The following is a 20018-nucleotide window of genomic DNA, read 5'->3' as shown; positions in this document are numbered from 1 at the left end:
CCTGCGGACGTTGAACTCGCCGCATGACCCCAGCAAGCCTGAATCACCCCAAACCCGACAGGGGTGCCTTGACGAAGGACATAGAGGCACCCCCCCCAACCCTTACAGCCACTGCAGCCACTCCAGCCCGTCCGGCGCTTGAGGACGAGCGCCAAGCGACACTTCCAGCCCGTCCGGCGCTAGAGGACGAGCGCCAAGCGACACTTCCAGCCCGTCCGGCGCTAGAGGACGAGCGCGAAGCGCGAAAACGGGGGCCTGGGGGCGGAGCCCTCGATCAGTGACGGGAACGGGTAGGGGCGGCGGGGGCGAAAAACACCCGGCCGCTCCATGCCGAGACGCCCCCGCCACGAGGCGGCAGCAGCAATCGCAACTACCGGCACCACGCCCCCCGACGAGCCCCCGAGGGCAAATTATCCACATTTGACGCCATTAACGCCCACAGCTCACCAGAACGAGCACCTTGACTTCCCCAACCCGCGATATATCGTGTCTATCAGAAGACGCGATATGGCGCGTCATGCGCCACGCCCCGGCCGAGGAGGTCAGCACCATGTCCGAGTGGTCCGTCGCAGAGCCAAGGAAGCTCACATTCGACGAACCGGTGACGGCTCTCCACGTGCGCATCGCCAACGGCACGGTGAACGTCGTAGGGATCGACGAGGGCCCCGCCCGCCTCGAAGTCTCCTCGATAGAGGGACCGCCCCTGATAGTCACCCACAAGAACGGCACACTCACGGTCGCGTACGAGGACCTGCCCTGGAAGGGCTTCCTCAAGTGGCTCGACCCCAAGGGCTGGCGCCGCAGCGCGCTGGTCTCCCTGGCCGTACCCGCCCGCACACGCGTCGAGGTGGGCGTGGTCGGCGCCACCGCCGTGGTCTCCGGCATCGACGGCCGGGCGGTGGTGAAGGGCATCTCAGGCGACACCACACTCGTGGGCCTCTCGGGCCCGGTCCGCGCGGACACGGTGTCGGGGAACGTGGAGGTCCAGGCCCTCACCGGCGACCTCCGGCTCAACTCCGTCTCCGGCGACCTGACCGTCATCGAGGGCTCCAGCCCTTCCGTGCGGGTCGACTCGGTCAGTGGCTCCGTGATCGTCGACCTGGACCCGGCGGGCCGGTCCAGTGACATTCGCCTGACCAGCATCTCGGGGGAGATCGCCGTCCGTCTGCCGCATCCGGCGGACGCGGAGATCCAGGTGGACTCGGCGAGCGGCACGGTCTCCAGCGCCTTCGAGGACCTGCGGATCAACGGCCAGTGGGGCGCCAAGAAGATCACCGGCAGGCTCGGCGCGGGGAACGGCCGCCTGAAGGCGACCACCGTCTCCGGTTCGATCGCACTGTTGCGCAGGCCCCCGGCGGAGGACGAACCGTGGGACGAGGAAGTGGATTTCGAGAAGAAGGCCGACGTCGGGGAAGATGGCTCGCAGGACACGGCTCCTGACCCGTCCGGAACCGGACCCACCTCCGGGACGCCCGCGTCAGCCACCCTCTCCACCCCCGCGCAACACCCAGCCGCCGACGCCGCCACCGGCACCGACGCCACCGACGGATCACCCGACGGCCCGACCCACCAGAAGGGGCTCTGACATGGCTCCCGTCTTTGCCCATGGCCGCCTGCGGCTCTACCTGCTCAAGCTGCTCGACGAGGCACCACGCCACGGTTACGAAGTGATCCGCCTCCTGGAGGAGCGCTTCCAGGGGCTGTACGCGCCGTCGGCCGGCACCGTCTACCCCCGGCTGGCCAAGCTGGAGGCCGAGGGCCTGGTCACCCACACCACCGAGGGCGGCCGGAAGGTGTACGCGATCACGGACGCCGGCCGTGCCGAGCTGGCCGACCGCAGCGGCGAACTGGCCGACCTGGAGCTGGAGATCCGTGAATCGGTCGCCGAGCTGGCCGCGGAGATCCGTGCCGACGTGCGCGGCGCCGCGGGGGATCTGCGCCGCGAGATGCGGGCTGCGGCGAGCGAGGCGCGGCGGGGTTCCACAGGAGCCGGCGCCAAGGCGCACGGCGAGCACGAGGGCGCGGGCGGCGACTTCACGGACCTCGGGGACAAGGAAGCCTGGCGCGTCGCCAAGGAGGAGATGCGTCGCGTCAAGCAGGAGTGGAAGGAGCAGGCCCGGCGCGCCAAGGACGAGAGCCGGCGGGCCCGCGAGGAGGCCCAGCGGACCCGGCACCAGGCGAAGGAGGCTCAGGAGCGGGTCCGGGCGCAGGCGCAGGAGGAGCTCCAGCGCATCGCCAAGCGCGTCCAGGACCAGGTGCAGGACCACTTCACCCGGGGCGACTGGCCGACAGGTGTCCGGGAGGGCCTCACCGAGCTCGCCAAGGAGTTCGGCGATTTCGGCAAGGACTTCGGCAAGGAGTTCGGAAAGGACTTCGGCTTCGGCAGGTCCGGGACGGGCGCAGGGACGGGCGCCGGGACGGAGACGAGGAAGCCCGACTACACGGACACTCCTGAGGACTTCCCCGCCGGTTATGAGCCCTCCTGGGCCCATGAGGACTCCACGGGCGATCCCGCCCGGGACCTGGACCGCCTGCTGGACCGCTTCCGCGACGACATCCGCGACGCGGCCCGCGATCACGGGGTGACGGAGCAACAACTGCGCGATGCCCGCCGGCACCTGTCATCGGCGGCGGCGCACATAGGTGCGGTGCTGCGGACGCCCAAGGGCTGACCGACGGGTGAGGCGGTCCAGGAGCGGGCCGCCTCACCCTCTCAGCCCGCCTTCGCCTCTCCCCCGCCGTACAGCACGCGCCGCAGCGCCACGTAGGTCACGCCGTGGTCGGCCAGGACCTCCGACGGGACGCCGCGTCGGGCGGCGAGGGCGAGAAGGAGATGCTCGTCGCCGATGTGCCGGTCCTGCTCGGCGAGGGCCATGCGCAGGGACTCGGTGAGGACGTCCTTGGCACCTCGGGCGAAGGGGCGCCGCTGACCGACGAAGCCGGCCCACCACCCCTTGCCACGCCCACTGTCGTTGCCGTCGCCCTTCCCAACCCCCTTCACGTTCCCGTGGGCGGCCTCCAAGGCGCCCTCTCCGTGGGCCTCCTCGACACGGGAGACGATCGCCGAGACGTCGATGCCCATCCCCGAGAGGGCGTCGGTGTCGGCGCGGGAGAGCCCGCCGCGACGGCGCGCCTCGGCCAGAGCGCGCTGGACGGACTCCCTTCGTCCTCCGAGCCCCAGCGACGTCAGGGCGAACGACGCACGGCTGGCCTCGCGGTCGAGGAGCGCCAGCAGCAGGTGCTGTTCCTCGACCGTCTCCGCGTCCAGGCGCTCGGCATGGCCGACCGCGCCAAGGACCACCGCGCGGGCGTCCTTGGTGAACCGTTCGAACATCACTGCCTCCCGTACTTCTTGTGCACAGCCTGCCTGCTGACACCCAGTTCCGCGGCGATCTCCTGCCACGACCAACCCTGATTGCGCGCACTGCGCACCTGCACCGCTTCGAGCTGCTCCAGGAGCCGCCGCAACGCGGAGACGGCCCGCAGCCCGATCCGCGGATCGCGGTCGCCCGCGCGCTCGGCGAGATCCGTTGCTTCGGTCATGACGTCAACTTAGATTGACACCAAAGTCATTGTCAACGCTGGTTGACGATCCAGGGAGTAGCAGAAACCAGGGGGTCAGAAGCCAGGGGGTGTCAGGAGGTGGAGGGTTTCAGGAGGTGGAGGTGTCAGGAGGTGGTCAGCACGACCTTGCCGAAGAGTTCGCCGGACTCCATCCGCTCGAAGCCCTCGCGGGCACGGTCCAGCGGGAGGACCTCGTCGATGACGGGGCGGACGCCGGTGGCGGCGCAGAAGGACAGCAGATCCTCCAGCTCGTCCTTCGTGCCCATCGTGGAGCCGACGACCTTGAGTTCGAGGAAGAAGATGCGGGTCAGCTCGGCGTGCGGGGGCCGGTCACCGCTCGTGGCACCCGAGATGACCAGGGTGCCGCCCGGCTTCAGGGACTTGACCGAGTGGGACCAGGTGGCGGCGCCGACGGTCTCGATGACGGCGTCCACGCGGTGCGGCAGCCGGGCGCCGGGCTCCACGGCTTCGACGGCGCCGAGTTCCAGGGCGCGCTTGCGCTTCGCCTCGTCCCGGCTGGTGGCGAAGACCCGCAGCCCCGCGGCCTTGCCGAGCGCGATCGCGGCCGTGGCGACACCGCCGCCGGCTCCCTGGACGAGAACCGAGTCGCCGGGTCGTACCCCCGCGTTGGTGAAGAGCATGCGGTACGCCGTCAGCCAGGCGGTGGGCAGGCAGGCGGCCTCTTCGAAGGAGAGCTCGGCGGGCTTGGGCAGGACGTTCCAGGTGGGGACCGAGACCTGTTCCGCGAAGGTTCCCTGGTAGCGCTCGGTGAGGATGGAGCGTGGCTCCTTCGGGCCGACCCCGTGGCCCGTCTGCCCGATGACGGAGTGCAGGACGACCTCGTTGCCGTCCTCGTCGATCCCCGCGGCATCGCACCCGAGGATCATCGGCAGCTTGTCCTCGGCGAGGCCGACCCCGCGCAGCGACCAGAGGTCGTGATGGTTCAGGGAGGCGGCCTTGACGTTCACGGTCGTCCAGCCGGGGCGGGCCCCGGGAGCGGGGCGGTCACCCGACTCAAGGCCGTTCAAGGGCTGGTCGCGGTCGATACGGGCGGCGTAGGCAGCGAACATGTGCCGACCCTAGGCGGCGGGTGCGTCCGACGGAACCGGTCCCACCTGTGACACGCGTCCCCCACGGGCGGGCCCTCACCCCAAAAGATCGCGCCGTTCCCCGCGCCCCTGAATGCACCGGCTTTCCCGCCGTCATGGCTGGCCGCGCCGTTCCCCGCGCCCCCAAAGGCACAAGCCGGGGCGCAGCCCCGCTTCGTCCAGGGGCGCGGGGAACGGCGCGAGCAACCCCCACCGGCGCCCGCGCCCGCGCCCGCTTACCCGCCGGACGGACCCTCGGCCACCCGCCCAGCCGAACCACAGAAAAAACTTCGGGCACACGCCAGCAGCCGGTGGCCAGTGGCCACCAACCACTGGCCGCTGACCGCCGGCCGCTGACCAGAAAGAGACGACCGCTACCGCCGAGCCACACCCTCCGCCCGCGCCGCCGCGGCAACCGCCGCCGTGACCGCCGGAGCGACCCGCTCGTCGAACGGCGACGGAATCACATAGTCCGCGGCCAGGTCGTCCCCGACGACCGCAGCCAACGCCTCGGCCGCAGCGATCTTCATCCCCTCGGTGATCCGGGAGGCCCGCACCTGCAGCGCCCCCGCGAAGATCCCGGGGAACGCCAGCACGTTGTTGATCTGGTTCGGATAGTCCGACCGCCCGGTGGCGACGACCGCCGCGTACTTGTGGGCGACATCGGGATGCACCTCGGGATTCGGGTTCGCCATGGCGAACACGAAAGCGCCCTCGGCCATGGAGGCCACGGCCGCCTCCGGCACCGTACCGCCGGAGACGCCGATGAAGACGTCGGCCCCGGCGAGCGCGGCCTCCAGCGAGCCGGAAAGACCCGCCTTGTTGGTCATGACCGCGAGATCCCGCTTGACCGGCGTCAGATCGTCCCGGTCGACCGACACGATCCCCTTGCGGTCCGCGACGGCGACATCCCCGAGCCCCGCCTCCAGCAAGAACTTGGCGATGGCCACCCCGGCCGCGCCGGCGCCCGAGATCACGGCACGCAGCTGGCCGAGCGAGCGCCCGGTCAGCCGCGCCGCGTTCCGCAGGGCCGCCAGCGTCACGACGGCCGTACCGTGCTGGTCGTCGTGGAAGACGGGGATGTCCAGCCGTTCCTGCAGCCGGCGCTCGATCTCGAAGCACCTGGGTGCCGAGATGTCCTCCAGGTTCACTCCGCCGAAGGACGGCGCGAGCCGCACGACGGTCTCGACGATCTCGTCGACGCCCGTGCAGTCCAGCGCGATCGGCACGGCGTCGACCCCGCCGAACTGCTTGAACAGGATCGCCTTGCCCTCCATGACGGGGAGCGAGGCCTCGGGCCCGATGTCACCGAGACCGAGCACGGCGGTCCCGTCCGTCACCACGGCGACCACGGACGACTTCCACGTGTAGTCGTGGACGAGTTCCGGCTGCTCCGCGATGGCCATGCAGACCTTCGCGACGCCGGGCGTGTACGCGAGGGACAGGTCGTCCTTGTCACGGACGGGCACGGTGGCCTGCACGGCCATCTTCCCGCCACGGTGCAGCGCGAACGCCGGGTCGAAGGAATCGAAGGGCTCGGCCCCGCCGTCCTGATCCGTACTGCTGTCGCTGCGAGGATTGACGATCTCCGCTGCCACTTTGTTTTACCCCTTAAGTCTTCATGGTTGAGGGTTGCCGCTCCTGGTGAGGAGCGGGCGGGCACCGCGCATGTCCCTGATGACTGTTAAGTGCGGAACATGCGCGACGGGCGCGCCGCACACGCGCCCTGAGCCCCGGATGAGGGGTGTAAGGAACCTTCTTACCGGACGGACCGCACCGCGGACGAGTCCATAGAGCGAAGGTCACACGCGGGCGGCCGAAGCTCGCGCGCCGGAGGGCCGGGACCCGCACATCACGGAGCCCGGACCCGTATACCGGAGCGCGAAGGTCACATACCGGTGACATGACTCATGACCGAATACATCGAACAAGCCCACTTCGCGAATAATCCACCGATAGGCGTCCTGATGTCGCAAGTGCGCGGAAGTGGCCGCTCGCACAGCGGGTTCCACCGGAGATCCTCCGGCCCTCGCGGGGGTTTTCCGCACAAGATCCGGTCGAGCCGGACCGCTTCGGTCCGGTCAGGGGGTCACCCGTTATCCGATTTTGACATGGCGGGCACCCTGAAGGGACGAGTCCGAATGGCAAGATGCCCTAATCACACGAGGTCGCGACACCCGAAGGTGTGTGTTCTCGTCGACCCATCGGCTACTGCCGACCCATCGGCAACTCCACCCACCCGCCGGAGGAACCCACCATGACCGCACGCTCCACCCGTCGTACGACCGCCGCGCAGTCCCGGATAGCCGCGGTCGGTGCGATCGCGGTCGCAGGCGCCCTGCTGCTCACCGGCTGCGGTGACCAGACCAAGGACAAGGACAGCGGCAGTTCCGACACCGCCGACTCCAGCGCGGCCCCGCTGGCCGACAAGCTGCCCAAGGCCGTCCGCGACAAGGGCGTCATCAAGGTCGGCTCGGACATCGCGTACGCGCCGGTCGAGTTCAAGGACGACTCCGGCAAGACGGTGGGCATCGACCCCGATCTCGCCGACGCCATGGGCAAGCAGCTCGGCGTGAAGTTCGAGTTCGAGAACGGCACGTTCGACACGCTGCTCACCGGCCTGCGCTCCAAGCGGTACGACATCGCGATGTCGGCGATGACGGACACCAAGGACCGCCAGGAGGGTGTCGACGCCGAGACCGGCAAGAAGGTCGGCGAGGGCGTCGACTTCATCGACTACTTCACCGCGGGCGTCTCGATCTACACCAAGCAGGGCTCGGACCAGTCGATCAAGACCTGGGACGACCTGTGCGGCAAGAAGGTCGTGGTGCAGCGCAACACGGTCTCCAACGACCTCGCCAAGGCCCAGGCGAAGAAGTGTCCGGCCGGCAAGAAGCTCTCGATCGAGGCCTTCGACAACGACCAGCAGGCCCAGACCCGGCTGCGCGCCGGTGGTGCCGACGCCGGTTCCTCGGACTTCCCGGTCGCGGCGTACGCGGCGAAGACCTCGGGCGGCGGCAAGGACTTCGAGGTCGTCGGGGAGCAGGTCGAGGCCGCCCCGTACGGCATCGCGGTCGCGAAGTCGAACACCGAGCTGCGGGACGCCCTGCAGGCCGCGCTCGACGCGGTCATCGAGAACGGCGAGTACGGCAAGATCATCGCGAAGTGGGGCGTCGAGGCCGGCGCCGTGAAGGAAGCCACCCTCAACGGCGGCAAGTGACCGCGTAACCAGCGGCGCTGAAAGGCAACATCCGTGACTGTTGACATCGACAAGACGGCCGGTCCCGAGGACACTCCCCCGGGCGGCCCGGAGGCCATCAAGGCCATCCCGGTCCGCCACTACGGGCGGTACGTCTCCGCCGTCATCGCGATCGCGATCTTCGTCTCGATCATCTACGCGTTCGCCCAGGGCAAGATCAACTGGGGTGCCGTACCGGACTACTTCTTCGACGACCGGATCCTCAAGGGCGTCGGCCAGACGATGCTGCTCACCGTGCTGTCGATGGTGATCGGCATCGCGGGCGGCATCCTCCTCGCGGTGATGCGGCTGTCGAAGAACCCGGTGACCTCGTCGATCGCCTGGTTCTACATCTGGTTCTTCCGTGGCACCCCGGTCCTGGTCCAGCTCGTGGTCTGGTTCAACCTGGGCCTGGTCTTCCAGTACATCAACCTCGGTCCGATCTACAAGGACTACTGGTCGAGCTTCATGACGCCGCTGCTGACGGCGCTCCTCGGGCTCGGTCTGAACGAGGCCGCGTACATGGCGGAGATCTGCCGCGCGGGTCTGCTCTCGGTCGACGAGGGCCAGACCGAGGCCTCGCACGCCCTGGGCATGAGCCACGGCAAGACCCTGCGGCGGATCGTGATCCCGCAGGCGATGCGCGTGATCGTGCCCCCCACGGGCAACGAGGTCATCAACATGCTGAAGACGACCTCGCTGGTGTCGGTGGTCCAGTTCGCCGAACTGTTCCGGTACGCGCAGGACATCGGCCAGTCGTCGGGCGCGCCGGTGGAGATGTACTTCCTGGCCGCCGCCTGGTACCTGGTCCTGACCTCGGTGCTCAGCGTCGGGCAGTACTACGTCGAGCGGTACTACGCCCGCGGTTCGAGCCGTGCGCTGCCGGCCACCCCGTTCCAGAAGATCAAGGCGAACATGCTGTCCCTGTCCAACCGCTCGGGCGGAGGAGCCAGCGCATGAGCGCCGACGCGAACGTGACCAAGAACGTGACCGGTGCGGGCTCCGGCACGGCGATGGTGAAGGCCGAGGGCGTCCACAAGTCCTTCGGCCCGGTCGAGGTCCTCAAGGGCATCGACCTCGAAGTGCGGCCCAGCGAGGTCTTCTGCCTGATCGGCCCGTCCGGCTCGGGCAAGTCGACGTTCCTGCGGTGCATCAACCATCTGGAGAAGGTGAACGCCGGGCGGCTGTACGTCGACGGGCAGCTGGTCGGCTACCGCCAGAAGGGCGACAAGCTGTACGAGCTCAAGGACAGCGAGGTCGCGCTGAAACGGCGGGACATCGGGATGGTGTTCCAGCGGTTCAACCTGTTCCCGCACATGACGGCGCTGGAGAACGTCATGGAGGCGCCGGTCCAGGTCAAGGGCGTGAGCAGGGCCCAGGCGCGCGAGCGTGCGGGTCAGCTCCTGGAGCGGGTCGGTCTGGCCGACAAGGCGGGCAACTATCCCTCGCAGCTCTCCGGTGGCCAGCAGCAGCGGGTCGCGATCGCCCGGGCCCTCGCGATGGAACCGAAGCTGATGCTGTTCGACGAGCCGACGTCGGCGCTCGACCCGGAGCTCGTCGGTGACGTCCTCGACGTCATGCGCGACCTCGCGGAGTCGGGCATGACGATGGTCGTCGTCACCCACGAGATGGGCTTCGCCCGGGAGGTCGGCGATTCGCTGGTCTTCATGGACGAGGGTGTGGTGGTCGAGTCCGGGCACCCGCGAGAGGTCCTGACGAACCCGCAGCACGAACGGACGCAGTCGTTCTTGTCGAAGGTGCTGTAGCCGTCCGGCGGTCGCGGAGGGTGTGTGGTGGTACGCGGAGGGGCGGTACGGATTCCGTACCGCCCCTCCGCGTACCACCACCGGGTTGTTCCTCGCCCGCGGGCTACGCCCCTGCCTTCCAGCCCGGCCGATGGCTTTTCAGCCCGTCCGGCGTTTGAGGACGAGCGCGCAGCGCGATAGCGGGGGCGAGGGGGCGCAGCCCCCATGCAGTGACGATGGGGGTCCCCCCGGTCGAGCGAAGTCGAGGCTGGGGGAGGGTAGGGGCGGCGGGGGCGAGGAAAGTCGGCTACCGGACGGCCAGGACCAGCGCGTCCGACGGCGAACGCCAGACCGCCCGCGCTTCGGCGAAGCCCGCTTCCCGAAGGGCGCGCGCGTGCCACTCCGCAGACGGAGTGTCACCATCAGCATGCTCCCCGTAGATCTCGAAGCGCCGAGCCGTGGGCCCGGCAAGAACGGGATCCGCTGCGGCCAGTTGCCACCACTGGGCCCAGTCGAGAACACCGGCCGCCCTGGCCTCGTCCATGCGCGCATGCCGCTGCGCCCGATCCGCCGCATTGATCAGCGGTGTCGTCCCATCGACCATGTGGTCCGCGTTCATGAACACGCCGCCCTCCCGGACGACCCCGGCGACCTGCCCGTACAGAACCGCCAACGGCTCACTGTGCAGCCAGTGGAGCGCGGTCGCCGTGAGGACGGCGTCGTACGACTCGTACGGCAGCAGCGAGACCCACTCGGGGTCCTTGAGGTCCGCCGTGACGAACGCGACCCGGTCGTCGCCCGCGAAAGTGCCCTCGGCGATGGTCAGGAGCGCCGGATCGAGATCGACACCGGTACTGACCGCCTTCGGGAACCTTTCGAGGAGCCTGGCCGTGATACTTCCCGTACCGCACGCGAGGTCCAGGACCCGTGGCTCGGGGCCCACCAGCGCCTCGACCATGTCGAGCATGACCCGGAACCGCTCCTCGCGGTCCGGGAGGTACCACTCCTGCTGCCGGTCCCAGCTCTCCTGCCACGCCTGCCAGCCGGACCCGAGGGTGGTCGTCATGAAAGCCTCTTTCCCCTCCAGGATGTAATACCCTGGAAGCACCATTAGCCATTACGTGCCCGCATCACGACCATAGAGCGCCCTCGTAAGGACTACAAGTGGAACTGGCCTATTACTCGGATTACGCCGTCCGTCTCGTCAACAGCGAGGAGCCGGCCCGGGGCAAGGACACGCTCACCTCGGTCGAGGCCGTCCGCGACCTCTTCGCGGGCAACTCGTCGGCGGCCCGCCGCGCCAACGACTCGGACGTGACCCGCTTCCGCGGCGTACGGGCCCGGCTGCGCGCGGTCTTCGAGGCGGCCGACGGCGGCGACGAGACGCTCGCCGTGGACCTGCTGAACTCGCTGCTGCTTGAGTTCCCGGTCAGCCCGCAGATCTCGGGCCACGACTTCCGGGACGACAACGGCCGCCCGCTGTGGCACATGCACCTGGCGGACCACCCGTCGAACGCGACCGCCGGTTACGCCGCGATCGCCGCGATGGGCCTGGCCTTCCACCTCACCGAGTACGGCGTGGACCGCCTGGGTCTGTGCGAGGCGCCGCCGTGCCGCAACGCCTACCTCGACACCTCGACGAACCGCTCCCGGCGCTACTGCTCGGACCGCTGCGCGACCCGGGCGAACGTCGCCGCCTACCGCGCCCGGAAGCGCCTGGAGGCGGACCGGCCGGAGAGCACCGGTCGGGCGGCGGACCACACCCAGCGCGCCACCGCGAACGGCGAGCGCTGACCCTTCTCCGGCGGCCGGTAACGGAACCGCACCTTCCCGAGGACCAGTTCCTCGGGCACGGTTCCGTAGTCCCTGCTGTCCCCGCCGGCGAACGAGTTGTCGCCGAGCACCCACCAGCCGCCTTCGCGCCGCTCGGCCGCGCGTTTCACGACCAGCAGGTCCTGCTGGAACGGATGGCGCAGGACGACGACGTCACCGGGCCTGACCCTGGCCCCGTACTGCACGACGAGTTGATCCCCGTGAAGCAGCGTGGGCGCCATGGACGGCCCCATCACCTCGGCGGCCCCGAACGGCAGGACGCCCCTCCCGCGCTCGGTCTCCTGCGACAGCTCCGGCATCCCGGCACCTCCCCGGTCCTATCCTCCACGAGTACCAGTCTGACCCCGGACTTTTGTCCTAAGCCCATGGGGGCACTCGCGAAAACCCGTCCCTCACGGAGTAATGTCCCACCTGAGAAGACGATCACGAGGAAGGACAGCTCAATGCTTTCCCGCCTGTTTGCCCCCAAGGTCAAGGTCAGCGCACACTGCGACCTGCCCTGTGGTGTGTACGACCCCGCCCAGGCCCGCATCGAGGCGGAGTCGGTGAAGGCCGTCCAGGACAAGATGGCCGCCAACGACGACCCGCACTTCCAGGCCCGCGCCACCGTCATCAAGGAACAGCGCGCCGAGCTCGCCAAGCATCACGTCTCGGTGCTGTGGAGCGACTACTTCAAGCCCCCGCACTTCGAGAAGTACCCGGAGCTGCACCAGCTGGTCAACGACGCTCTCAAGGCCCTCTCGGCCGCGAAGGCCTCGACCGACCCGGCGACGGGCCAGAAGGCTCTCGACTACATCGCCCAGATCGACAAGATCTTCTGGGAGACGAAGAAGGCCTGACCTCGCGTCACGCTCTCTGACCTGCGATCGCTTCGATCGCAGCGCCTTCCTGACCGCACCCGGTCCGCAGGCCGCCGAACACGGCGACCGTCGCGGTCCGGGTGCGGTCGTTTTCCCTGCCGCCGCCGTCGGCCCCTCGCCACGCGGCCTCTACCGACACGCCATTCCTGCCGCAACTCGGACAGGCGGAACTCCGGTTGAGCACACTTGTGCCGGAGCGCCAGACGTGCAGCATGCGGTACGCCGCCCAGGGTGACGCCCTCCTCGACCAGCGCGAGCGCCTCGGTCACCTGGTCGATGGCGTGGAGCACCGCGCGCCCGCGCCACGGCGAACTCACGTCAGCCTCGCGTCGGCCTCACGTCGTCCCCGTCGCGCTCACGTCCGCGCCTGGTTCTGCGGCACTTGGCCCGGACTCCGCAGGGAGACCCGCCGGCGCCCCCGGACCGGGTGAACCCGACACGGGAGCGCGTTCCCACTCTCGTACGGCGAAGGAGGCCGGGCAGGACGCTGTCCGGTCAGGCGGGCACACCCCGCCCGGAGGCCTTGGCGCACGGTGACCTCGGTTCGTCGAGGAACGTGAAGGTGCGTTCGAGCCGGGAGAGACGCAGCACGCGACGGACCTTGGCGGGGGTGCGGGCGAGCCGCAGTTCGATGCCGCTCAGGCACGTCCGGTTCCTGAGGCGGACCAGCAGGCGCAGACCGCCGGCGTCCAGGAAGGTCACCGCGCCGAGATCCACGACGACACCGGACAGAGCCGAATCGCGGGGGCGGTCGAGGAGGTCGGCCATCCGCGGGAACAGTTCCTGGTCGGCCCAGGCGTCCAACTCGCCGGACGGCAGGAGTAACAGCGTGTCTCCCGCCGTCCGGTGGCGCAGGCCGAAGGTGACGTGATGGGTGCCCATGGCCCACCTCAGTGCTCTCTCCAGAGATGACGGCAAACGCGAGGGCGCGGCTGGGGGCACGCGCGGCGGATGCCACCAGGGTCTTGGGCGGCACCGAAGTGATACTCACCATCGTGCCCGGTCAAACGCGGTCGTACGCCGTACACGGGGTGGTTCTTGGTGGTAGTCGCACGGATCGGGCGCCCCTGCGCACGCCGTGGCGCAGGGGGCGTACGCAACAGCTCGTACGGCCGGGGCCACCCCGGGGCGGCGCGCACCAGGGACAATTCCCCGGCGCGGCGGAGCAGTGCCTGGAGGGCTTGGCCGGCCTGGCAGGCCGGTGGCGGGCGCCCGGCCCCTGCGTGAGACCCGGCGCGAGTACCGGGGCGGCCCGGTCGAGGGCGCTCCGGCAGGGTCCGTCGCCCCGCGTGTACTGCGCCTCGGCGAGAGGCGTGAAGGCCTCGGTGCCCCGGCGACGGTCCTCCACGCCGGACGGCCGTACGCGGTCGGGCATCTCGTTCTCGCCATCGCGGCTCTCGTGCCGCATCGGATTCACCTCCGCCCGGTCGCGGGGCCGACAGGTGTTTCCGGCGTGTCTTAGGCAGGTGAGTGGCCGATCACCCTCTGTCCCGCGCTGCCGGTCCGGCTTGGGGTGACCGGGGCCCAGGGCCCCGGCGGAGCACCGTGGTGTCAGCGACCCTGAACGGAAGCCGAGGTGAGGGCCGTGCGAAGGGGTCGCGCACCCCGAACACCGCGCCCATATCAGGATCACGGACGCGAACACGTCTGCGCCGGGAGCGACTTGCACCAGACCCGCACTAGATTCCCTACGCTGAAAAGGGAGTGCTCCGACCACATGCGGATCCTGATCGGCTACGCCAGTGTGCACGGGCTGACCGCGACCCTCGCCGAACATCTCCCGGTCGGACCGGCCGAGGGCGGTCACACCGCGGCCGTCGTGGAACTCCGCCCCGTACAGCAGACGTTCGACTACGAAGCCTTCGTACTCGGCAGCGCACCTCACCCCGGCGCCTGGCCGCCACGGGCGACGGACTTCGCACGCCTTCGTCGCGACACCCTGGGTACGCGCCCGGGGCTGCCGTTCGGCGTGGGCATGCCGTCCGCGGCCCAACTGCCCGGACCCCGGGCGCCGATCCGTTCCCGGGAGCATCTCGGGCTGCCCGGCGCCCTCCACCAGCCGGGATTGCCGCCCACGGGCCGACTGTGGGAGGCCTTCGTGGCGGAGCTGTCCCGTGGGCTGCGCGCCGACGCGTCCAGGAATCACGGCACGCCGCAGGACAGGGACCGGAGCGCTCCCGAGAAGGGGAACAAGGACCGGCGCACTCCGAGGGACGGCAGCGAAAAGACGAAACAGTCATGAACCCGGGCCGACCGGCACACGAAGAGACGGCCGCGGTCACCCGGACGTCGGCTCGGGGAACACCCGTACAACCGGCGCCGGACAGCGGGATCCTGGCGCCGACGGGCAGGCCGGGACACCTTTTCCGGGCATGTCCATGCGCCCCTCGACGCGAGAAGGCCGACGGCGCGCAAAGCTCCGTACCGTCGCAAACCCGCGGGCCGGAACATGCCACCGTCACAAACTCACCGTAGTCGCGCAATGGCGACATGTGCTTGTCTGTCATGTGGAAGGAACAACAACCACTCGGTCCGGCAGCGACACCCGGGCACCCGTGAGCCGTCCGTTCCGGTTCGGCAGCCCCACCCAGCCGTCAGGAACCAAGCCATGAGCATCGAACCGCTCGACACCCATCGGTCGCAGGTATTGGCCACGAATCTGCTCGCCCTGGTCGACGCTCCGGCCAGGGGCGAGAGCGAGGAACACCTCCTGCGACGGCTTGCGCGGGTCACGGCCCTCGTGCCCGGTGTGGAGGCGGCCGCCTGCAGCCTGATCGGCCCGGAGGGCACTCCCTGGCGCATGGCCGCGTCGGACGAACGCACTCGTCGGCTGGAATGCGTCCAGGCCGAGTCGCGGGTGGGGCCCCGTCTGGACATCTCACGCGGCAAGGGGCCCTTGGCCAACATCCCGATGTCCCACCCGCACAGCCGGACCCGCTGGCCCCGCTTCACCAGCCGTGCCCTGTCCGAGGGCTTCACCGCCGTCACGGCCCTGCCCCTGACCCATCAGGACCGGCCCCTGGGCGCGCTCGATCTCTACCACCAGCACGGCCGGCTGGAGCCGTCGGGCATCCAGTGGGCCCGGCTCCTCGCCGACGCCACGGCCGTCGGTCTGACCCATCGCGATGTGCTGCGCAACGCGCTCGTCCGGGGCGATCAGTTACAGAACGCCCTGAACAGCCGCGTCGTCATCGAGCAGGCCAAGGGCATCCTCACCGAACGCCTCGGCTGCGACCTCCAGGAGGCGTTCGCGCAACTGCGCGGCCGTGCCCGCGCGAAGCGGATGAAGCTCGCCGACCTGGCCGCCCTGATCGTCGGCGACCCGTCCGGCAGCTCGGCCTTCCCCCGCCGGCACCGGGCTCCCTGACGACCGTCGGACCGGCCGCGGTCACCGGAGCCGGTCCCGCTCCGGCCGATCGGCGTGCGGCAGGAGTTACCAACGAGCCCGACCCGTCGCGTGGTACGTGGTCGCCGTCGACGCGCGTCACGATACTGCGCCAGCGGGACTGCGGCAGCGGGAACCGCGTCGGCAGTTGCGGCTCACCGAGCAGCCGGAGCCCGCGGACTGCTCCGACCCCTCCGATCCAGGGGCCCTGTCAGTGGGCCGTGGGATGCTGAGGGCATGACCACGGAGGACTTGGTCCGACTGCGCAAGGCACGCGACAGGATGGACCGTGAGTACGCCGAGCCGTTGGACGTGCCCATGCTCGCGCGCACCGCGCTGATGTCTGCGGGCCACTTCCAGCGCAGCTTCCGCGCGGCCTTCGGTGAGACGCCGTACGGCTATCTCATGACGCGCCGCATCGAGCGCGCGAAGGCGCTGCTCCGGCGCGGAGACCTGAGTGTCACGGAGGTCTGCTTCGCGGTGGGGTGTACGTCGCTCGGTTCGTTCAGTTCCCGTTTCACGGAGCTGGTCGGAGAGACGCCGAGCGCGTACCGGGCGCGGTCGCACGAGCCGGGGGCGGCGATCCCTGCATGCGTGGCGAAGATGTACACGCGACCGGTGCGCCGGGCGGCGGCGAAGCCTCTAGCGTGAGGCCATGGACCTCAAAATCGCACAGTGCTTCATCTCGGTCGACGACCACGACCGGGCGCTCGCCTTCTACCGTGACGTGCTGGGCCTTGAGGTCCGTAACGATGTCGACTTCGAGGGCATGCGCTGGGTCACCGTCGGCCCCCCTCTCCAGCCGGACGTGGAGATCGTCCTGGAACCGCCCCTGGCCGATCCGAACGCACCGGAGGCGGACCGGCGGACCGTGGCCGAACTGCTGGCCAAAGGGCTGCTCCGCGGTGTCATCTTCACCACGGAGAACTGCGACGCGACGTACGAACGGCTGCTCGCCGCGGATGCCGACATCATCCAGGAACCGATGGACCAGCCGTACGGCGTCCGCGACTGCGCGGTCCGTGACCCCGCGGGCAACCTGCTGCGCTTCACCCAGCGCAAATGACGGGACCGCCCACCTGCTGTCAGGTGCCGGGTGCCGGGTGTCGCCGGTCAGGACTCCCGATCCGCGCCGGGGAGGGAATCCTCGGGCGGCGGCCCCAGCTCGGTCATGAGCGCGGGCTCCTCGCCCGCCTCGTAGCTCGCACACCGGGGGTTGTGGCAGGGGCCGGGGCCCCACACGGGCACGAAGACACCCAGGGTCTTGTGCCGACGCACGACCGTGTCGACGGACTGCTCGCAGACCGGACAGAGGGACTCATCGCTGGCCATGCCTCCAGAATATTGTGGGAGGGGCCGGGCCGACAGCCGGGCGGCAGCCCCGGAATCAGCGCTTCCTGCTGTACGTCCGCACGACCGCCCCGTTCTTGAACGTACGCACCTCGCCGAGCGTGAACTCGCTGACCGCGAAGCCGGAGCCGGAGCCGAACATCGGCATGCCTGTGCCCAGCACGATGGGGTACGTCTTGACGACCAGCTCGTCGATCTCGTCGATCAGCTCGCCCGCGATCTGCGAACCGCCGCACAGATAGACACCGAGGTCGCCGTCCTCCGCCTTGAGTGCGCGGACCCTGCCGACCAGGTCGTCGGCGACGATCTCGACGTTCGGGTCGGGCGACGCCTGCAGCGTGCGCGAGGCGACATACTCGCGCAGGTGGGCATAGGGGCTGGTGACATCGATCCGCAGCGCCAGGTCGTAGCTGGCGCGGCCCTGCACGACCGTGTCGTACTTCTGGTTCGCCAGGTCGTCGATGCCCAGCCCGCGGCGGCCGTGGGTGGGCAGCGTCTCCGGATACTCGGTCTTGAGGAACTCGAAGAACTCCTCGTCCACGAACGGGATCATCATCGACCCGTCGCCGTCCGGATCGCCGATGAAGCCATCGATCGAGCAGGCGATGAATACGTGAGCTTTCGCAAGCCGGTCTCGCCACGCGCCGCCCCGAGCTGCGGGCCTCGTACACGAAGACCAGCCGCGCCGACCTTGAGCACGGCATGGAGTTCCACCGCGCCGCGGGCCTCCCGGGCGGCGACGAAACCGTGACGATCCTCTACGTCGCCATGCTCGGCCTGATCCTCGAACACCTGACGCTGCCAGGAGTACTGGACGGCGTACTACCGGGCGTGAGCGTCCCTGACGGACTGGTGGAACGAATCGTCAACACGATCGTCCCGCCGCGGCCCGGCTCATAGGGGCGCGGGGAACAGCGCGACCAGCCCACGCGGCGCCGCGCCCGAAGAACCGCCCTAGTCACGAAGCGGTTCGCGCCGCGGTTCGCGCTGCGGTTCGCGCTGCGGTTCGCGCTGCGGCTCGCGCCACATCGGCCACATGAACGGCCCCGCGGGCAACTCGACCGCCCTGCCCGTGAAGGCGAACCCGAGCCGCTCGTAGAGCCCCCGACTCCGCACCCCGCTGGCCTCCAGATACGCGGCCAGCCCCTCCCCGTCACACCGTTCGAGCACATGCTGGATGAGAGCCGTCCCAAGCCCTTCCCCCTGGCGCCCCGGCCTTGCGGCGATCATCCACAGATACTCGTGGGCCGCGCCCGCCGGGTGCGCCTCGGAGGTCAGCCGGGCGATCAGCTCGACCCGCTCGTTGCCGGGATCGACGGCCTCACGCAGCTGGACCGGCCCTTCTTCGTCCTCCTCGTGCGCCCCCGCCGGTATAGACAGCCACAGCGCGCAGGCCGAGCCGTCCTCCGTGACGTCCACGTACCCGGCGTCGAGCACGATGTCGAGGAAGGCCCTCATCAACAAGGGATGCGTACGCCGCCGGTGGTCCGCGTCGGGAAAGACCCAGCTACTCACCGGGTCGTCCTGGAAGGCCTCGTCGAGGAGCCGTGTCACGTCCTCCCGGTCGGCCTCGCCCGCTCTTCGGATCGCCACGCCCATGTCCCGCCCCTTCGCCTCAACGGCCCCTGTCCACTTGGCCGTTGCAGCCTAGGCGATCACCCGGGCGACAGGGTGGCGGGTCCCGCGCACCGTGGGGATGCGCGGGGCCCGCCGAAACCGGAACCTCTCCGCCTCGCAGCGCCGTCAGGTGCCGCACGCGACAGAGGGCTCCGGCGTCTCAGACGGCCCTCCTCATGAGGTCCGCCGGGTCACGAACTCCGCCAGCGACAGCAGGCCTTCCGCCGCCTCCGGGTCCGGGACCGCACGGGAGAGATGGCCCAGGGCCCGCGCCATCCGGTCGGCCGCCTGGATCTGGGCCCAGTCGCGCCCGCCCGCCCGCTCGACGGCGAGGACCGTGCGCTCCAGATCGCCGTCCCGATAGGGAGTCCGGTACAGCTCGGCGAGTTCGGCCGCGGCCGGTGTGCCGGAGGCGAGCGCCGCGACCACCGGGAGGGACTTCTTGCGGGCCATGAGGTCGGCCCCGGCCGGCTTACCGGTGCGCCCCGGATCCCCCCAGATACCGATCACGTCGTCGATGAGCTGGAAGGCGAGCCCGGCCTCACGCCCGAACGCGTCCAACGCCGCGACATCCTCGTCGTCCGCGCCCGCGTACAAAGCCCCCAACGCGCACGCGCACCCCAGGAGCGCACCGGTCTTGGCCTCGGCCATGGCAAGCACCTCAGCGAGCGTGATGTCGTCGGGAGCACGTCGCTCCATCGCGGTGTCGGCCTGCTGTCCCGCACAGAGCTCGACGACACAGTCGGCGAGCCGCGCGGACGCCGCCGCGGACGCCGGATGCGGATCCTCGGCGAGCAGCCGGTGCGCCAGCGCCTGCAGGGAGTCCCCCGCGAGGACCGCGTCGGCGTCACCGAACACGGCCCAGGCGGTGGGCCGGTGCCTGCGGGTGGTGTCCCGGTCCATCACGTCGTCGTGCAGCAGCGTGAAGTTGTGCACCAACTCCACCGCGGCGGCCGCCCGTACGGCCGCCGTCCGGCTCCCGCCGAGTGCTCCGGTCGCGGCCAGTACGAGCCCGGGCCGGATGGCCTTGCCCGCGTTCCCCGCCGCCGGAGTACCGTCCGCGTGCTCCCACCCGAAGTGGTAGAGCGCGACCCGGCGCATCGAGCCGGGCAGCGACTCGACGGCCCGGCGCAGTTCCGGTTCGACCGAGACCCGGGCCCTGTCGAGGATGACGGCCGCCTCCTGTCCGTCGGGCGAGCCGTGCGGGCCGGCAGACGCCGGCCCCTGCTCGGGGACAGCCCCTCCCACCGCGGACGACGGGCTCTGCTGCCGCTGTGTCCGCACCTTCGTGCGCGTGTTCGTGCGCGTGTTCGTGCGCGTGTCCGTCATGAATTCACC

At 69.9% G+C, this 20018-nt stretch carries 22 protein-coding genes and 1 pseudogene; 12 read left to right on the top strand and 11 right to left on the bottom strand.

From position 1 onward, the window contains the following. Positions 1–550: 550 nt before the first annotated feature. Positions 551–1585, top strand: a complete 1035-nt coding sequence (locus ACIOKD_RS06835) for a DUF4097 family beta strand repeat-containing protein (RefSeq protein WP_402079140.1) — start codon at positions 551–553, stop codon at positions 1583–1585. Between the two features lies 1 nt (position 1586). Further along, positions 1587–2672, top strand: coding sequence for a helix-turn-helix transcriptional regulator (locus tag ACIOKD_RS06830; RefSeq protein WP_402079137.1), 1086 nt, complete (start codon positions 1587–1589; stop codon positions 2670–2672). 41 nt (positions 2673–2713) lie between these two features. Here the strand turns inward: ACIOKD_RS06830 and ACIOKD_RS06825 are convergent, their stop codons facing one another. The 4 genes from ACIOKD_RS06825 to ACIOKD_RS06810 all read right to left on the bottom strand — a co-directional run bounded on the left by ACIOKD_RS06825 (position 2714) and on the right by ACIOKD_RS06810 (position 6250). Further along, a complete protein-coding gene (locus ACIOKD_RS06825; RefSeq protein ID WP_402079134.1) occupies positions 2714–3334 on the bottom strand; it encodes a Clp protease N-terminal domain-containing protein in 621 nt (206 codons plus the stop codon). After that, positions 3334–3543 carry a helix-turn-helix domain-containing protein gene (locus tag ACIOKD_RS06820; protein WP_010984411.1) on the bottom strand — a complete coding sequence of 70 codons (210 nt, stop codon included), beginning with the start codon at positions 3541–3543 and terminating at the stop codon, positions 3334–3336. Before ACIOKD_RS06820 ends, ACIOKD_RS06825 begins: the two co-directional genes overlap by 1 nt. Before the next feature lie 125 nt (positions 3544–3668). Next, positions 3669–4634, bottom strand: a complete 966-nt coding sequence (locus ACIOKD_RS06815) for a zinc-binding dehydrogenase (RefSeq protein ID WP_402079131.1) — start codon at positions 4632–4634, stop codon at positions 3669–3671. Positions 4635–5026: 392 nt separating this feature from the next. Continuing rightward, positions 5027–6250 (bottom strand): NADP-dependent malic enzyme, encoded by a 1224-nt coding sequence (locus ACIOKD_RS06810; protein ID WP_402079128.1) that lies wholly within the window; start codon positions 6248–6250, stop codon positions 5027–5029. A 659-nt stretch (positions 6251–6909) separates the two neighbouring features. On the opposite strand from ACIOKD_RS06810, the gene ACIOKD_RS06805 reads away from it, so the two are divergent. From ACIOKD_RS06805 to ACIOKD_RS06795, 3 genes are read left to right on the top strand one after another with little or no spacing between them, the layout of a single operon-like run. Further along, a complete protein-coding gene (locus ACIOKD_RS06805; protein WP_402079126.1) occupies positions 6910–7872 on the top strand; it encodes an ABC transporter substrate-binding protein in 963 nt (320 codons plus the stop codon). Between the two features lie 33 nt (positions 7873–7905). Continuing rightward, positions 7906–8850 carry an amino acid ABC transporter permease gene (locus ACIOKD_RS06800; RefSeq protein ID WP_402079123.1) on the top strand — a complete coding sequence of 315 codons (945 nt, stop codon included), beginning with the start codon at positions 7906–7908 and terminating at the stop codon, positions 8848–8850. After that, positions 8847–9656 (top strand): amino acid ABC transporter ATP-binding protein, encoded by an 810-nt coding sequence (locus ACIOKD_RS06795; RefSeq protein ID WP_402079120.1) that lies wholly within the window; start codon positions 8847–8849, stop codon positions 9654–9656. Before ACIOKD_RS06800 ends, ACIOKD_RS06795 begins: the two co-directional genes overlap by 4 nt. Positions 9657–9942: 286 nt before the next feature. Here ACIOKD_RS06795 and ACIOKD_RS06790 read toward each other — a convergent pair whose 3' ends face one another. Further along, the gene (locus ACIOKD_RS06790; RefSeq protein WP_402079117.1) at positions 9943–10701 is read right to left on the bottom strand and encodes a class I SAM-dependent methyltransferase; all 759 of its coding nucleotides are present in this window, start codon (positions 10699–10701) and stop codon (positions 9943–9945) included. Between the two features lie 98 nt (positions 10702–10799). Between ACIOKD_RS06790 and ACIOKD_RS06785 the strand changes: the two genes are divergently transcribed. Then, positions 10800–11429, top strand: a complete 630-nt coding sequence (locus tag ACIOKD_RS06785) for a CGNR zinc finger domain-containing protein (protein ID WP_402079114.1) — start codon at positions 10800–10802, stop codon at positions 11427–11429. Here the strand turns inward: ACIOKD_RS06785 and sodX are convergent. Continuing rightward, the gene (gene sodX, locus ACIOKD_RS06780) at positions 11333–11767 is read right to left on the bottom strand and encodes a nickel-type superoxide dismutase maturation protease (RefSeq protein ID WP_402079111.1); all 435 of its coding nucleotides are present in this window, start codon (positions 11765–11767) and stop codon (positions 11333–11335) included. The two genes, ACIOKD_RS06785 and sodX, sit on opposite strands and share 97 nt — an antisense overlap. A 144-nt stretch (positions 11768–11911) precedes the next feature. On the opposite strand from sodX, the gene sodN reads away from it, so the two are divergent. Beyond that, positions 11912–12307 carry a superoxide dismutase, Ni gene (sodN, locus tag ACIOKD_RS06775; RefSeq protein ID WP_005480378.1) on the top strand — a complete coding sequence of 132 codons (396 nt, stop codon included), beginning with the start codon at positions 11912–11914 and terminating at the stop codon, positions 12305–12307. A gap of 516 nt (positions 12308–12823) precedes the next feature. Here the strand turns inward: sodN and ACIOKD_RS06770 are convergent. After that, positions 12824–13210, bottom strand: a complete 387-nt coding sequence (locus ACIOKD_RS06770) for an STAS domain-containing protein (RefSeq protein WP_402079108.1) — start codon at positions 13208–13210, stop codon at positions 12824–12826. An 835-nt stretch (positions 13211–14045) separates the two neighbouring features. Here ACIOKD_RS06770 and ACIOKD_RS06765 point away from each other — a divergent pair. The 4 genes from ACIOKD_RS06765 to ACIOKD_RS06750 all read left to right on the top strand — a co-directional run bounded on the left by ACIOKD_RS06765 (position 14046) and on the right by ACIOKD_RS06750 (position 16779). Beyond that, positions 14046–14570, top strand: a complete 525-nt coding sequence (locus tag ACIOKD_RS06765; protein WP_402079105.1) for a hypothetical protein — start codon at positions 14046–14048, stop codon at positions 14568–14570. Between the two features lie 366 nt (positions 14571–14936). After that, positions 14937–15695 carry a GAF and ANTAR domain-containing protein gene (locus tag ACIOKD_RS06760; protein WP_402079102.1) on the top strand — a complete coding sequence of 253 codons (759 nt, stop codon included), beginning with the start codon at positions 14937–14939 and terminating at the stop codon, positions 15693–15695. A gap of 255 nt (positions 15696–15950) precedes the next feature. Continuing rightward, positions 15951–16364: a helix-turn-helix transcriptional regulator gene (locus tag ACIOKD_RS06755; protein WP_402079099.1), complete on the top strand. Its 414-nt coding sequence runs from the start codon at positions 15951–15953 to the stop codon at positions 16362–16364. Positions 16365–16368: 4 nt separating this feature from the next. Continuing rightward, entirely contained in the window at positions 16369–16779 is a 411-nt protein-coding gene (locus tag ACIOKD_RS06750) for a VOC family protein (protein WP_402079096.1), read from the top strand. Positions 16780–16826: 47 nt separating this feature from the next. Here ACIOKD_RS06750 and ACIOKD_RS06745 read toward each other — a convergent pair whose 3' ends face one another. Next, complete coding sequence (locus tag ACIOKD_RS06745) at positions 16827–17045, bottom strand: hypothetical protein (protein ID WP_402079093.1); 219 nt, start codon at positions 17043–17045, stop codon at positions 16827–16829. Between the two features lie 55 nt (positions 17046–17100). Next, positions 17101–17619 (bottom strand): dihydrofolate reductase family protein, encoded by a 519-nt coding sequence (locus ACIOKD_RS06740; protein ID WP_402079091.1) that lies wholly within the window; start codon positions 17617–17619, stop codon positions 17101–17103. 80 nt (positions 17620–17699) lie between these two features. Here ACIOKD_RS06740 and ACIOKD_RS06735 point away from each other — a divergent pair. Continuing rightward, positions 17700–17963, top strand: a pseudogene (locus ACIOKD_RS06735) (TetR/AcrR family transcriptional regulator); the annotation flags it as partial. 54 nt (positions 17964–18017) lie between these two features. Here ACIOKD_RS06735 and ACIOKD_RS06730 read toward each other — a convergent pair. After that, complete coding sequence (locus ACIOKD_RS06730; RefSeq protein ID WP_402079088.1) at positions 18018–18662, bottom strand: GNAT family N-acetyltransferase; 645 nt, start codon at positions 18660–18662, stop codon at positions 18018–18020. A 192-nt stretch (positions 18663–18854) separates the two neighbouring features. Continuing rightward, entirely contained in the window at positions 18855–20009 is a 1155-nt protein-coding gene (locus ACIOKD_RS06725) for a family 2 encapsulin nanocompartment cargo protein polyprenyl transferase (RefSeq protein ID WP_402079085.1), read from the bottom strand. Positions 20010–20018 lie beyond the last annotated feature (9 nt).

It is taken from the genome of Streptomyces sp. NPDC087844, assembly GCF_044742785.1.
Taxonomy (GTDB): domain Bacteria; phylum Actinomycetota; class Actinomycetes; order Streptomycetales; family Streptomycetaceae; genus Streptomyces.
This window is presented reverse-complemented; position numbering and strand designations above follow the sequence as displayed.

Bases quoted from the DNA above. Each gene is read 5' to 3' on its own strand.
- ACIOKD_RS06820 (WP_010984411.1), bottom strand. From the start codon at position 3,543: ATGACCGAAGCAACGGATCTCGCCGAGCGCGCGGGCGACCGCGATCCG.
- ACIOKD_RS06770 (WP_402079108.1), bottom strand. From the start codon at position 13,210: ATGGGCACCCATCACGTCACCTTCGGCCTGCGCCACCGGACGGCGGGA.
- ACIOKD_RS06790 (WP_402079117.1), bottom strand. From the start codon at position 10,701: ATGACGACCACCCTCGGGTCCGGCTGGCAGGCGTGGCAGGAGAGCTGG.
- ACIOKD_RS06745 (WP_402079093.1), bottom strand. From the start codon at position 17,045: ATGGCCAGCGATGAGTCCCTCTGTCCGGTCTGCGAGCAGTCCGTCGAC.
- ACIOKD_RS06725 (WP_402079085.1), bottom strand. From the start codon at position 20,009: ATGACGGACACGCGCACGAACACGCGCACGAACACGCGCACGAAGGTG.
- sodN (WP_005480378.1), top strand. From the start codon at position 11,912: ATGCTTTCCCGCCTGTTTGCCCCCAAGGTCAAGGTCAGCGCACACTGC.
- ACIOKD_RS06740 (WP_402079091.1), bottom strand. From the start codon at position 17,619: ATGATGATCCCGTTCGTGGACGAGGAGTTCTTCGAGTTCCTCAAGACC.
- ACIOKD_RS06805 (WP_402079126.1), top strand. From the start codon at position 6,910: ATGACCGCACGCTCCACCCGTCGTACGACCGCCGCGCAGTCCCGGATA.
- ACIOKD_RS06760 (WP_402079102.1), top strand. From the start codon at position 14,937: ATGAGCATCGAACCGCTCGACACCCATCGGTCGCAGGTATTGGCCACG.
- ACIOKD_RS06815 (WP_402079131.1), bottom strand. From the start codon at position 4,634: ATGTTCGCTGCCTACGCCGCCCGTATCGACCGCGACCAGCCCTTGAAC.
- ACIOKD_RS06765 (WP_402079105.1), top strand. From the start codon at position 14,046: ATGCGGATCCTGATCGGCTACGCCAGTGTGCACGGGCTGACCGCGACC.
- sodX (WP_402079111.1), bottom strand. From the start codon at position 11,767: ATGCCGGAGCTGTCGCAGGAGACCGAGCGCGGGAGGGGCGTCCTGCCG.
- ACIOKD_RS06755 (WP_402079099.1), top strand. From the start codon at position 15,951: ATGACCACGGAGGACTTGGTCCGACTGCGCAAGGCACGCGACAGGATG.
- ACIOKD_RS06750 (WP_402079096.1), top strand. From the start codon at position 16,369: ATGGACCTCAAAATCGCACAGTGCTTCATCTCGGTCGACGACCACGAC.
- ACIOKD_RS06825 (WP_402079134.1), bottom strand. From the start codon at position 3,334: ATGTTCGAACGGTTCACCAAGGACGCCCGCGCGGTGGTCCTTGGCGCG.
- ACIOKD_RS06730 (WP_402079088.1), bottom strand. From the start codon at position 18,662: ATGGGCGTGGCGATCCGAAGAGCGGGCGAGGCCGACCGGGAGGACGTG.
- ACIOKD_RS06830 (WP_402079137.1), top strand. From the start codon at position 1,587: ATGGCTCCCGTCTTTGCCCATGGCCGCCTGCGGCTCTACCTGCTCAAG.
- ACIOKD_RS06835 (WP_402079140.1), top strand. From the start codon at position 551: ATGTCCGAGTGGTCCGTCGCAGAGCCAAGGAAGCTCACATTCGACGAA.
- ACIOKD_RS06795 (WP_402079120.1), top strand. From the start codon at position 8,847: ATGAGCGCCGACGCGAACGTGACCAAGAACGTGACCGGTGCGGGCTCC.